Origin of the sequence: Actinoplanes subglobosus (genome assembly GCF_042650585.1) — a bacterium.
GTDB lineage: Bacteria > Actinomycetota > Actinomycetes > Mycobacteriales > Micromonosporaceae > Actinoplanes > Actinoplanes subglobosus.
The window spans coordinates 478,833-491,433 of the sequence record NZ_JBHSBL010000019.1; the positions used below are offsets into that span (position 1 = coordinate 478,833).

The window sequence follows — 12,601 nt, forward strand, 5'->3', positions numbered from 1 at the left end:
GCCCGGCGTGGCGAGCGGCGCTGCACCGCTCGCCGGTGGGGTGGTCGCACTCACCGGGGCGGACTCAGGTCGTTCGGGCCGCCGTAATCGCCGCCCGGGGTCACGACCGTGCCTGCCTTTCCGGCGAGGATCGCGGCGGCGTCCTCCAGAGCGCCGATCGCTGCCAGATCGCCGGTGAGCTCGACGAAACGGCAGACCGCCTCCACCTTCGGCCCCATCGATCCGGCCGGGAACCGCTCCCGGCGCAGCTCGGCGGGGGTGGATCTGGTGATCGGCTGCGGGTCCGGGCCACCGAACCCGCGGATCACCGCTGACACGTCGGTGAGCAGGAGCAGCGCGTCGGCTTCGAGGGCCTCGGCGAGGACGGCGGTGGCCAGGTCCTTGTCGACGACGGCCTCGACCCCGGTGAGCCGGCCGTTGTCGTCGCGGATGACCGGGATCCCGCCGCCGCCGGCGCAGACCACGATCGAGCCGGTGCCGAGCAGCTGCCGGATGATCCTGGTCTCGACGATGCGCTGGGGCTGTGGTGACGGGACGACCCGCCGCCATCCGGGGCCGTCGGGGGCGACGGTCCAGCCGCGTTCGGCGGCGTAGAGCCGGGCGGTCTGTTCGTCGTAGACGGTGCCGACGAACTTCGACGGCGCCCCGAACGCCGGGTCGGCCGCCGACACCAGGGTCTGGTCCAGGATCGCGGCGACCTGACGGCCGGGTAGCGCGTTCTGGAGTGCCTGGAGCAGCCAGTATCCGATCATGCCCTGGGTCTGCGCGCCGAGGACGTCGAACGGGTAGGGGACGGCCAGGGCCGGGTCGGCGGCGCTCTGCAGGGCGAGCATGCCGACCTGGGGCCCGTTGCCGTGGGTGATGACCACCTCGTGTTCGGCGGCGAGCGGGGCCAGGGCGGCGACAGCGCGCAGGGCGTTGGCGCGCTGGATGGCGGCGTCGGGTTTCTGCCCGCGTTCGAGCAGCGCGTTGCCGCCGATGGCGATGACGAGACGCATCAGGACCCCAGGGTGGCGACCATGATGGCCTTGATCGTGTGCATCCGGTTCTCGGCCTGGTCGAAGACGATCGAGTACGGCGACTCGAACACCTCCTCGGTGATCTCCAGCGACTCCAGGCCGGTGTGTTCGTAGATCTCCTGGCCGACCTTGGTGTTGCGGTCGTGGAAGGCCGGCAGGCAGTGCATGACCTTCACCGCCGGGTTCCCGGTGGCCCGTACCGCATCCATGTTGATCTGATAGGGCTTGAGCAGCCCGATCCGCTCGTCCCACATGTCCTTGGACTCGCCCATCGACAGCCACACGTCGGTGTAGAGGAAGTCGGCGCCACGGACACCCTCCGTCACGTCCTCGGTGTGGGTGATCCGGGCGCCGGTGGTCTCGGCGATGCTCTGCGCCGCCTTGATCACCTCGTCCGGGTTCCATCGTGACTGCGGCGCCACCATGCGTACGTCCATGCCCATCATGGCCCCGCCGATGAGCAGCGAGTTGGCCACGTTGTTCTGCGCGTCGCCGAGGTACGCGAACGCGACCTCGTTGTCGTGTTTGACGGTGTGTTCGCGCATGGTGAGGATGTCGCAGAGCGTCTGGGTGGGGTGCCATTCGGTGCTGAGCCCGTTCCACACCGGCACCCCCGCGTACCGGGCGAGGATGTCCACGTTCTCCTGGCCGAAGCCGCGGTATTCCAGGGCGTCGTAGAAGCGGCCGAGCACGCGGGCGGTGTCCTTGACCGACTCCTTGTGGCCGAGCTGGGTGCTGCCGGGGTCGAGGAAGGTGACGTGCGCGCCCTGGTCGTGGGCGGCGACCTCGAAGGCGCAGCGGGTCCGCGTGGACGTCTTCTCGAAGATGACCGCGATGTTCTTGCCGGAGATCCGGGGCACCTCGGTTCCGGCATATTTGGCGGCCTTGAGTTCGGCGGCGAGTTTCAGCAGGAACTTCCACTCCTGCGGGGTGAAGTCGAGTTCCTTCAGGAAGCTGCGGTTGCGCAGGTTGAACGACATCGTGATCTCCTCCGAAGAATCAGGCGTCGCGTTCGATCGGGCAGGTCATGCAGCGGGGGCCGCCCCGGCCCCGGCCGAGCTCACCCCCGGCGATGGTGATCACTTCGATGCCCTGCCGGCGCAGGTACGTGTTGGTGGTGACGTTGCGTTCGTAGCCGACGATCACGCCGGGCTCGACCGCCAGGAAGTTGTTGCCGTCGTCCCACTGCTCGCGCTGGGCGGCCCGGATGTCCTCGTTGGTCTCCAGCACCTGGACCTTGTCCACCCCGAGGGTCTCGGCGATGGTCGCGAAGAGGTCCTGGTTGCGGATCACCTGGAGCCCGTCCGGGTCGTCGTCGGGCAGCACCGTCCACGACCGCAGTGACTCCTGCAGGTACGGGTACAGCACGAAGGTGTCCCGGTCGATCATCGTCATGACCGTGTCCAGGTGCATCATGGCGTGCGAGTGCGGCAGCTCGATGGCGATCACCTTGGTCGCCGCGCCGGCCGCGAACAGGCTGCGGGCCAGGTTCTCCACGCCCATCGCGGTGGACCGCTCCCCCAGCCCGATCATGATCGCCCCGTTGCCGAGGACGTGGATGTCGCCGCCTTCGAGGGTGGCCGGCTGGTGCGGCTCGTCGTCCCCGCCGTACCAGACGGTGAAGTCGGACAGGTTGAACATCGGGTGGAACCGGTAGATGGCCGCGCTGTGCACCGACTCGCGCAGCCGGGCCGGCATCGCCATCGGGTTGATGCTGACGCCGCCGTAGATCCACGCCGAGTTGTCCCGCTGGAACAGGTGGTTGGGCAGCGGGGTGAGCACGAAGTCGTCGGCGTTCAGCAGTTCCCAGCGCAGGCTGTTCACGGTGAACCCGGCGAGCTCGTTCTTGAGGACACCGCCGATCAGGTAGTCGGCGAGCTTCTCGCTCTCCGCCTGCTCGGCGAGCCGGCGCAGCGGGGCGGCCAGGGTGGGACCGACCGTGTCGTCGGTGATGATCCGGTCGAGCACCCAGTTGCGGGCCGACGGGATGTCCAGCACGTCGGCGAGCAGCCGGGCGAAGTAGTGCACCTTGACCCCGCGTTCGCGCAGGACCTCGGCGAACGCGTCGTGCTCCTCGCGGGCCCGTTTCGCCCACAGGATGTCGTCGAACAGCAGATCGCGGACGTTGTCGGGGGTGAGGCGGCTGAGTTCGACGCCGGGCCGGTGCAGGATCACCTGGCGCAGACGGCCGGTCTCGGAGTCGACGTGGAAACTCATGGAACTCTCCTCTTGCGCATGGATGCGTAGACGGGAATGCCGATCAGGCCTGCGACGCCGGCCATCAGGAACGGGCCCCAGACGACGAACCAGTCGTCGCCGGAGTTGCGCGAGTACCAGATGAAGAGGATCGAGAAGATCAAGGCGACCACGGCGATGATCAGGTCTCCGGCGCCGCCCTCGCGCCGCCATTTGATCTTGGCGAGGGCGGAGAAGGCGTACGGGATGGCGGCCGTGATCCCGCTCATCAGCACCAGTGTGTTGAAGACCGTCGCGCCGCTGGTCCCGGCATAGCTGATGATCATGGCCACGGTGGCGAACGCGCTCGACGCGATGATGCCGGCGGCCGGTACACCCTGTTTCGACAGGCGGCCGAACATCGCCGGGAACAGACCGTCCCTGGCCGCGGCGAGCGGCATCTCGGCGCAGATCATGGTCCAGCCGTTGAGTGCGCCGAACCCGGACACGATGACCGCGATCGCCACCAGATCGCCGGCCCAGGAGCCACCGGCCATCATGTTGGCGGCCACCGAGTAGGAGGCCTTGTTCGCGTCCTCGGCCAGCACCGACGTCGGCACGATCCCGAAGACGGCGATCATCGACAGCAGGTAGACCACCGCGGCGCCGAGCGTGCCGATCACGGTGGCCCGGGGCACGTTCCTGGCCGGGTTGCGGACCTTGGCCGCGGCGACCGCGGCGCATTCGACACCGAGGTAGCTGAACAGGCAGATGGCCATGGCGCTGCCGATGGCCTGGAGGTCGGTCTCGCCGCTGACGTTGGCGGGGCTGTAGTTGGCGGTGCTGATGAAGAACAACCCGACCGTCGACATGATCACCAGCGGGACGAACTTCACGATCGTGGTCCAGAACTGGACGACGCCCATGTTCTTCACGCCGGTCAGGTTGATCAGCGCGGGCAGCCAGATGCCGAACAGGGCGATCACGATCGACCAGATCTTGACGCCGTCCTTGTTGACGAAATGCTCGACGTAGTAGACCCAGCCGGTCACGATCGCCGCGTTGCCGGCCCACGCGGTGATCCAGTAGGACCAGGCGTTGGCGAAGCCGACCCCGTCACCGAACGCGGCCCGGGCGTAGGCGTAGGGCCCGCCGTCGGCCGGCATGCGCTTCGACAGCGACGCGAACATCACCGCCAGGGCGACCGCGCCGACCGTGGTCAGCACCATCGCGACGATGCTGATCGGGCCGATCGAGGCGAGCGAGTAGGGCAGGTTGAAGATCCCGACACCGATGATGGTGCCCAGGATCAGTGCGGTGGCCTGCGGCAGGCCGAGAGAACGGGTCTCGGTCGCCTTGTCCAGGTCGGTCATGGCCGCAGCCTCTCCGAAACGGGTTCCGGTCCGAATCACTCGGGTGGGATGAAAGGGGTGTCAGGGCATCGCGGGCTCGAACCGGCCGAGCTCGTCGTCGCCCTTCTGGATCACGCCGTAGCTGGACTCGGGCACCGGCTGCCACGCGCCTTCGAGCTCGCCGAGCGGCTCGGACACGATCAGCCGGGTCTCCTCCGACAGCCCGCGCAGATTTGCCTGCTCGGGGTAGAGGTGCCGCAGCGCGGAGATCTCGGTGCTGTAGAACAGCGAGCGGCTGCGCCCCTCGCTCGAATAACGGAAGCACCAGGTCCGGTCACCGTCGGTGGTGGCCACGGTCATCTGCAGCGGATCCGGTACGCCGTACGCGCGCCCCACCGACTCGACCAGGCCCGCCATCCGTTCCACGGCGGCCACCGGCCGGTCGCGCAGCCCGTAGGTGAGGGCGAGGTGGAACATCACCTCGGAGTCGGTGGACCCGGCCATGAACGGGTACAGGTCGGGGTCGACGGCCAGCACCAGGTCCCGTTTGAGTCGGTGGAACTCGCGGATCGACCCGTTGTGGACCCAGAGCCAGTTGGCGTACCGGAAGGGATGGCAGTTGGTCTGTTGCACCGCGGTCCCGGTGCTGGCCCGGATGTGGGCCAGGAACAGCGGAGACTGGGTGGACCGGGCGATCTCGCGCAGGTTGGCGTCGTTCCAGGCCGGGCCGGTTCCACGGTAGAGGGCGGGTTCGTCCCCGCCGTTGCCGGTGTACCAGCCGACGCCGAAGCCGTCGCCGTTGGTGGTCTCCACTCCGAGCCGGGAGTGCAGACTCTGGTCGATCAGCGAGTACCGGGGCCGGTAGAGCAGTTCCTCGAGGCGGATCGGCGACCCGGAGTAGGCAATCCAACGACACATGGCGCCATGGTGGTCACCGGGCGGCCCGCAGGGGCTCACCCCCGGCGGATGAGCGGCAGCCGGCCCGTTCCAGCCAGTCGCACAACACCAGGTGAACGGCGTCTGAACCGACCAGCGACAGTGTTCGCGCCGGTGGTGGCCTCGACGCCATCCCCGCCGGATGATGCCCGGGGCGCGCCCGGCCGCCGACCATGACGGCATGACCTCGCCGACCGGGAAAGTTCTGGCCGTCGTCCCGCACCGGTTGCGCGCGCCGATCGTCACCGTCCTCAACGAACTGCTGCGCGTACAGATCTTCGACCGGTCGATGACGCTGGCCGCGCAGGCGTTCACGTCGATCTTCCCGCTGCTCATCATGCTGAGCGCGCTGGCCGGTGGCGGCACCCGGCAGCACGTGGGTGAGCTGGTGCGTCTGCCGGACGCCGGGGCGCGGCTGCTCGACGACGCGCTCGACGGCAGCCGCAACAACGCGTTCGGGCTGGTCGGCGGGTTGATCGTGATCCTGTCGGCGACCGGGCTGGCGCGGGCGCTGGTCCGGGCGTACCGGATGGTGTGGCAGGTGCCGGGCCGCCGGGCGGGTGCGGCGGCGACCGTCTGGCAGATCGGCTCGGTGCTGATCCTGGTCGGGTTCCTGATCGTCATCCGGTTGCTCGGCAACCTGACCGGGATGCTGCCGGCACCCCGGGCCGGGCAGGTCGTGGTGACCGCGCTCGCCGATCTGGCGCTGGCCGTCTTCCTGCCGCGGATCCTGCTCGGACCGGTGGTGCCGTGGCCGAAACTGCTGCTCACCGGCGCGCTGTTCGCGGCCGCGATGGTCGGGGTGCGGGCCGGCGGGGCGATCTACCTGCCGCGGGCCCTGCAGTCCAGCGCCGACCGGTACGGGACGATCGGGCTGGCGTTCACCTACATCGGCTGGTTGTACGTGCTGTCGTTCTGCCTGCTGCTGACCGCCGTCCTAGCCGGCGTACTGCACACTCCGGGTTCCGTCCGGGTCGCTGTGCTGCAGACGCCGGATGAGGAACGCCAGGATCAGCTCGCAGATGCCGACGACGAGACTGCCGGCGCCGGTCATGACGACCAGGGTGGTCAGCGACAGGTCCGGCAGGACGACGAAGGCGACGCCGAGCAGGATCGTGAGCACGCCCACGACCACCAGAGCGGCCCGTAGCGGCCCGTGCTGGGTGACACCGGACAGCAGCAGGGCCAGCCCGGACAGGATCCAGGTGGTCCCGAAGATCACCGCCATCACCAGCAGGCCGGTGACCAGGTTACGCAGGCAGGCCAGGCCGGCGATCAGCACGATGATGCCGATGACGCCGGTGAAGATGTGGCCGGCGACGCCGCGGCCGGTCGGCAGGAAGGCCGCGACGATCCGGGCCAGTCCGCCGACGAGCAGCCAGATGCCGGTGAGCACCGCCATGATCTTGAGGGAGATGTCCGGCCAGATCAGGACTGCGAGTCCCAGAGCCACCGAGAACAGGCCGGTGACCAGCAGCGTCCACCAGGGGAACGGCTGCGTGCGGAGTTCGGTGGCCGTGTCCGGCCACGGGGATGCGGTGTCGGTCATGCTGGTCAGGCTGGGTGACCCCCGGGCTCATGGGGATCACCCAGGGCGGGTGAGCCGGTTCAGATCAGGCCGGACTGGCGTGCGGTCACCACCGCCTCGCGGCGGCGGGCGGCACCCAGCTTGCGGTAGATCGATCGCATGTGGGCCTTCACCGTGTTGACCGAGATGCCGAGGTTCTCGGCGATCTCGGCGGCGGTCAGCACGGTCGGCAGATATTGCAGGACGTCGACCTCCCGCTCGCTGAGCGGCCCCACCGACGGCGTCGGCGTCATGATCGGGATCTCGCCGGTGATCTCGCCGAGCACACCGTCCCCGACCGGGCCGCGCATCTCGGTGAGCCACTGCTGACGCTCGGCGAGAACCATCACCCGGTTGGTGTCGAAGGTGCGGAACGGCCGGCGGATCAGATCCGGCTCGGCCGCGGCCAGCGCCCGGCTCAGCGCCTCGCTCGACACCGAGCTGCGGCCCTGGGTGTCGGCGGCGAGCGCGGTGAGGATCCAGGCGGCGACCGCGGACACCCGGTCCGAGCCGGCCCGGACCCGCGACAGCAGCTCGCCGGCCGCACCCACGTTGCCGGTGGCCAGCAGAGCACGGGCCAGGCAGACCTGCTCGGCGGGAGTGAGCACGACCCGGGAGCCGTAGGCCATCACGACCGCGCCGGGGTCGCCGGCGGCCAGCCGGATCTCGGCGCCGGCGAGGCCGAGCATCCGGTCGATCTGCGGTGCGACCAGCGGCGGGCCCGCCTCGGCACGGAGCTGGCCGAGCAGCGTACGGGCACCGGCCGTCTCGCCGCGGTCGAGCATCAGGCGCACCCGGACCAGCCCGGCGGTCACCGACTGGACGGTCTCGGGGATCTCACCGAGCGCGTGCAGGGCCTTGCGCAGCCAGCTCTCGGCCTCGGGCTCGCGGCCGCGTTCGGTCTCGATCAGTGCCCGGGCCAGGTAGGCGGGGGCCACCGCGACCCGGCCACCCGCGTCGATGCGGCCGGCCGCATCCTCGGCGGCGTCCGCGTGCTCGGCGGCCTCACGCAGCGCGCCCTGCAGGAACGCGAGCTGGGCCAGCAGCGCCAGCGAGTTGATCTCGATGAACGGCACGTCGGCGGTGCGGGCGGCGGTGACGGCGGCCCACAGGTAGCGGTCGGCGTGGTCGAACCGCCCGCTCCAGAGCAGGGCGGCGCCCTTGTTGTTGAGCGTCATGGCCCGGTACTGCAGCAGCGACGGCGCCTGATCCCAGCTGAGCCGGGACAGTTCGCCGAGCAGGTCGGTGGTGGCCTCGAGCAGGCTTGGCATGTCGCCGTGCCAACGGATCACGGTCCCGTTCTCCAGCACGGCCAGGGCGGCGCCGACGTCCGCGCGGGTCCTGTCGTCACGGCCGTCGAGCAGGGCGCGGGCGGCCGCGATCCGGCGGGGGACGGCAGCGGCGTCACCGCGGGCATAGCCGAGGATCACCGCGCACACCGCGAACTCGGCGGTCTCCGGCAGCCGCTCGACCGGGATCCGGGTGAGCACCTCGACCAGCTGCGGCCGGTCGGCACCGGTGAACAGCGGCAGCCCGCGCCGGACCACGACGGACGACACCAGGTCCCAGTCACCGGCCGCGGCGGCGTGGGTGAGCGCGGGCAGGGCACCCCCGTCGGCGTCGTGCCAGCGGGCCGCCTCCAGGTGCAGGCGGGGCGGGGCGTCGGGCCAGCGCCGGGCCACCCGGCGGCGCAGGGCGGCCCGCAGCATCGGGTGGTAGCGGAACCAGCGGCCGCTGCCGGTCCGCTCGACGAACAGGTTGCCGCGGGCCAGATCCTCCAGCAGGTACTGGCCGTGCCGTTCGCCGGTGAGGGTGTGGGCCAGGTCGCCGCAGATCCGGTCCGGGATGCTGGTACGCAGCAGGAACCGGCGGACCTCGTCGGGCTGTGCGCCGAGGACCTCGCGCAGCATGTAGTCCTCGATGACGTCGTCGGCGCGGCCCGGCTCGGGGTTGTCGAGGATCAGGCGCAGCCCGGCGCTCCAGCCCTCGGTGCGCCGCACGATCGCGGCGAGCTTGTCCGCGGGCATGCTCCGGCCGGTGTGCGCGAGCAGCTCGGCCGCCTCCTCCAGGCGGAACCCCAGGTCGGCGGGGCGGATCTCGGTCAGTTCGGCGGCTGCCCGGAGCCGGTGCAGCGGCAGGTCGGCCTCGCGGCGGGTCACCAGCACGAAGCGGGCCTGCCGCAGCCGCAGGAGCCCGGCCAGCCCGCCGAGAATGCGCGGGTCGGTCACCCGATGGAGGTCGTCGAGGACGATCACGACCGGCGAGGTGCGCCGGGTCAGGGCCCCGGCGAGGACCTGCCGGAAGTCGGACTCCCCGGCGTCCGGTGCGGGGACGGCCAGGCCCTCGGGGATCGCGCCGGCGGCCTGGACGGCGAGGTAGAGATCGGACCAGAAGGTGTACGGGTCGTCGTGCTGGCCGTCGAGCGTGAGCCAGGCGATCGGCCCCGCCGCCGCCCGGGTCGCCGCCCACGAGGCGACCAGTGCCGTCTTGCCCCAGCCCGGACCCGCGCAGACCAGGGTCGCGGTACCCCGGACACCCTCGTCGAGGGTCAACGCGAGACGGGACCGCCGGATCAGCCCCGCCGGCAGGCGGGGCGGCGTGGTGTGTTCCACGGGTATTCGCACCATCGTGCCGCTCACACGTTCATGCATCGTGCCCCCAGATCGCAGATGACGCCCCACCGATCCCCGCTCGCGGAGCGCCCCTGGATCGGTCCCCCATTGACCGGCCTCACCGAAACACAGAAAGTGTCGATACGGCAACCTTCGGTATTTGCACGCAGGAGGGAACGAACCGGTTTCCCCAGCGTGCAACTTGCATTGATCAACACAATTCATTCGTCTCGTACGAGGCACTTCCACCGTCCGGGACGGGACGCTGGCCCCCAACCGACAGGGAGGGGCCGACGATGACGGCGGTCGAAGCTGACAAGATCGACAAATCTGGCACAGCGAAGGTGGTGTCCTTCGCCGGGGTGATGCTTCTGGTCCTCGGCGCCTTCCAGGTGATGGAGGGGCTGACCGCGCTGCTGCGCGACAGCGCCTATCTGGTCGCCCCGGACGGCGCCCTGATCGAGCTGAACCCGGCGACCTGGGGCTGGAGCCACCTGATCGCCGGGCTGATCTCGGCCTCGGCCGGTGCCGGCATCCTGCGTGGGCAGGTGTGGGCCCGGGTGGTCGGCGTGGTGCTCACCTCGCTGCTCGCCCTGGGTCACTTCCTGCTGCTCGCCGAAGCGCCACTGTGGTGCACGCTGCTGATCTGCGTCGAGATCGTGGTGATCTTCGCACTGTGCCGCGGCGACCACCCCCTCGACGCCTAGATCAGCCGCAGGGCCCGCGCCCGGCGCACCGCCTCGTTGCGCCGGGACGCGGACAGCTTGCGCAGGATGCTGCGCACGTGGGTCTTCACCGTGTTCACCGAGACGTACATCGAGGCGGCGATCTCCTCGGTCGGGAGCATCTCGGCCATGCCCCGTAGTACGTCCAGCTCACGCTTGCTGAGCTGCTCCACCACGACCGGATCGGCGGTGGCGGTGCCGGCCACCGCGGGCGCGCCCAGCGAACGGTACTGCTGGGCAAGCCGGTCGTCGTCGCGCAGCAGCCGCCGCAGCTCGCCCCACACCTGGTGCACCGGGCGCCGGCAGGACTCCGGGGCGGCCACCCGCAGCGCCCGCCGCAGGGCCTCCCGGGCACTCGCGGTGTCCTCCCGCCCGGCCGCCACCATCGCCAGCATCAGCCAGGCGTCCAGGGCGATCGGGGCCCGCGTGCCGGCCGCGTCGGCGACGGTACGCGCCCGCTCGTACGCCGCACCGCTCTCGCCCCGCGCCAGCATCAGCGCGGCCCGGGCCAGCACCGTATCCGGGTCCGCCGAGTCGGTGTACCCGGCCAGCAGGCCGTCGGCCTCGTCGGCCCGCCCGGCGACCATCAGCAGCCGCGCCCGGACCAGCCGGACCTCGCGGGTCAGCCAGCGCGGCGCGCCGTTGTCGGCCTCCTCCACCGCCGCCAGTACCCCGATGGCCTGCCGCAGCTCGCCCCGGGTCTGCAGGCGGCGCGCCCGGACCAGGGCGAACCCGGCCGGGGCGGGCCCGGTCGTGCCGTTGCCGCACATCGGCTGCACGGCCCGCAGACGCCGGTCGGCGGCCTCGATGTCGTAGCGTTCCAGGGCCACCCAGGCCAGTGCGACCTCGGCGGCCGCGGGCCATCGCTCCCGGCCCAGGCCACACTGCCGGGCCAGGTCGATCGCCTGGCGCGCTGCCGTCTCGGCCCGGCTCAGCCGTCCCCGGAACGCCTCCAGCATCGCCAGGTTCTCCAGGCACGACATGCGTACCGTCTCGGCACCGGCCGGCGCGTTGGCGACCGCCTCGGCCAGCACCGTGGCCGCCTCGTCGACCTGACCGACCGCGCTGCGGGCCCGGCCTTCGGCCGCGTAGACCAGCATCGGCAGTTCGGGGTGCCGGGCCAGCCGCTGGGCGGGCACAGCGGCGAGGAAGGTCCGGGCCACTGGGGCGAGCTCGTCCACGTCGTCCGGTCCGGTGTCGTGGGCGAGCAGCAGCAGCCGCATCAGGAAGCAGGCCAGCGTGAGCCCGTCCTCGCAGGAGCCGCCACGCAGCCCGAGCAGCTTGCCGGCCAGGGCGAACTGCTCGGCGGCCCGGGAGTGGTCACCGTCGCCGTAGGCCAGTGCGGCCCGCACGATCACCGGCTCCGGGTCCTCGACGTGCTCCGGCATGGTCCGGAACAGCCCGCCGAGCCGTCCGCCGGGGCCGTCCACGATCAGCGAGCCGAGCGCGTGGTCCTCGATGACCATCCGGGCGGCACCGGTCCAGTCCCCGGCCTGCGCGGCGTGCCCGACCGCCTCGACCAGGTGACCGCGGGCCGCCAGCCACAGCGCGGCCCGCTGGTGCAGCAGCGCCACCTCGTCCGGGTCGCCCCAGGACAGCTGTGCGCGCAGCAGCTCGGCGAAGAGCCGGTGGTAGCGGTAGAGCCCGGTGCCCGAACCGACCGGCTGGATGAACGCGTTCTCCCGGGTGAGCTCGGCGAGCATCCGGGACGCGTCGGTCCGCGCCGTGACCGCGGACGCCAGCTCCGGGGTGAACGTGTCCAGCACGCTGGTCTCCAGCAGGAACCGCCGGGTCTCCGGGGGCTGCACCCGCAGCACCTCGCCGACGAAGTACTCGGCGATGGTGGACTCGTCGCCGGAGATGGTGTCGACGAGCACCTTCGCGTCCGGGGTCCGCTGGAGCGCGCAGGCGCAGAGCCGGATGCCGGCCGCCCAGCCCTCGGTGTGCTCCAGCAGGGTGGCCAGCTCGGGGTCGGCCAGCTCGACGCCGTGCAGGCGCATCAGACGCGACACCTCGGCGGCGGTGAACGCCAGGTCGGCGGTGCGCAGCTCGTGCAACTGGCCGGCGAGCCGGTAGCGGTAGAGCGGCAGTGGCGGGTCCCAGCGGCCGGTCAGCACGACCCGCAGCCGGGCGGAGTGGCTCAGTACGTACTCCAGGCCGGACGCCCAGTCGCGGCCGGGCAGCTGGGAGGCGCCGTCGAGGATCAGCACGTCCG

General features: G+C 71.1%; 9 protein-coding genes and 1 pseudogene. 2 read left to right on the top strand and 8 right to left on the bottom strand.

Features of this window, described 5'->3' with window-relative positions; genetic code table 11:
* Positions 1–50 precede the first annotated feature (50 nt).
* From ACFO0C_RS27640 to ACFO0C_RS27660, 5 genes are read right to left on the bottom strand one after another with little or no spacing between them, the layout of a single operon-like run.
* Positions 51–998 carry a carbamate kinase gene (locus tag ACFO0C_RS27640; RefSeq protein WP_378069611.1) on the bottom strand — a complete coding sequence of 316 codons (948 nt, stop codon included), beginning with the start codon at positions 996–998 and terminating at the stop codon, positions 51–53.
* A complete protein-coding gene (gene argF, locus ACFO0C_RS27645; RefSeq protein WP_378069612.1) occupies positions 998–1,999 on the bottom strand; it encodes an ornithine carbamoyltransferase in 1,002 nt (333 codons plus the stop codon). The genes ACFO0C_RS27640 and argF overlap by 1 nt, the downstream gene beginning before the upstream one ends.
* A gap of 19 nt (positions 2,000–2,018) precedes the next feature.
* Positions 2,019–3,236 carry an arginine deiminase gene (locus ACFO0C_RS27650; RefSeq protein ID WP_378069613.1) on the bottom strand — a complete coding sequence of 406 codons (1,218 nt, stop codon included), beginning with the start codon at positions 3,234–3,236 and terminating at the stop codon, positions 2,019–2,021.
* Entirely contained in the window at positions 3,233–4,567 is a 1,335-nt protein-coding gene (locus tag ACFO0C_RS27655) for an amino acid permease (protein WP_378069614.1), read from the bottom strand. The genes ACFO0C_RS27650 and ACFO0C_RS27655 overlap by 4 nt, the downstream gene beginning before the upstream one ends.
* A 60-nt stretch (positions 4,568–4,627) precedes the next feature.
* Positions 4,628–5,464 carry a class II glutamine amidotransferase gene (locus tag ACFO0C_RS27660; protein ID WP_378069615.1) on the bottom strand — a complete coding sequence of 279 codons (837 nt, stop codon included), beginning with the start codon at positions 5,462–5,464 and terminating at the stop codon, positions 4,628–4,630.
* A gap of 307 nt (positions 5,465–5,771) precedes the next feature.
* Between ACFO0C_RS27660 and ACFO0C_RS27665 the strand changes: the two are divergent.
* A pseudogene (locus ACFO0C_RS27665) lies at positions 5,772–6,377 on the top strand (ribonuclease BN); the annotation flags it as partial.
* A 42-nt stretch (positions 6,378–6,419) separates the two neighbouring features.
* On the opposite strand, the gene ACFO0C_RS27670 reads toward ACFO0C_RS27665, so the two are convergent.
* Together ACFO0C_RS27670 and ACFO0C_RS27675 are read right to left on the bottom strand one after the other, a co-directional pair.
* Positions 6,420–7,031: an HdeD family acid-resistance protein gene (locus tag ACFO0C_RS27670; RefSeq protein ID WP_378069616.1), complete on the bottom strand. Its 612-nt coding sequence runs from the start codon at positions 7,029–7,031 to the stop codon at positions 6,420–6,422.
* A 59-nt stretch (positions 7,032–7,090) separates the two neighbouring features.
* Positions 7,091–9,661 carry a helix-turn-helix transcriptional regulator gene (locus ACFO0C_RS27675; protein WP_378069617.1) on the bottom strand — a complete coding sequence of 857 codons (2,571 nt, stop codon included), beginning with the start codon at positions 9,659–9,661 and terminating at the stop codon, positions 7,091–7,093.
* 296 nt (positions 9,662–9,957) lie between these two features.
* Here ACFO0C_RS27675 and ACFO0C_RS27680 point away from each other — a divergent pair, with 296 nt between their 5' ends.
* On the top strand, positions 9,958–10,368 hold the full coding sequence (locus ACFO0C_RS27680) for a DUF7144 family membrane protein (protein ID WP_378069618.1): 411 nt from the start codon (positions 9,958–9,960) through the stop codon (positions 10,366–10,368).
* Here ACFO0C_RS27680 and ACFO0C_RS27685 read toward each other — a convergent pair.
* On the bottom strand, positions 10,365–12,601 hold a 2,237-nt coding region (locus ACFO0C_RS27685), incomplete at its 5' end, for a LuxR C-terminal-related transcriptional regulator (RefSeq protein WP_378069619.1). The genes ACFO0C_RS27680 and ACFO0C_RS27685 overlap by 4 nt on opposite strands.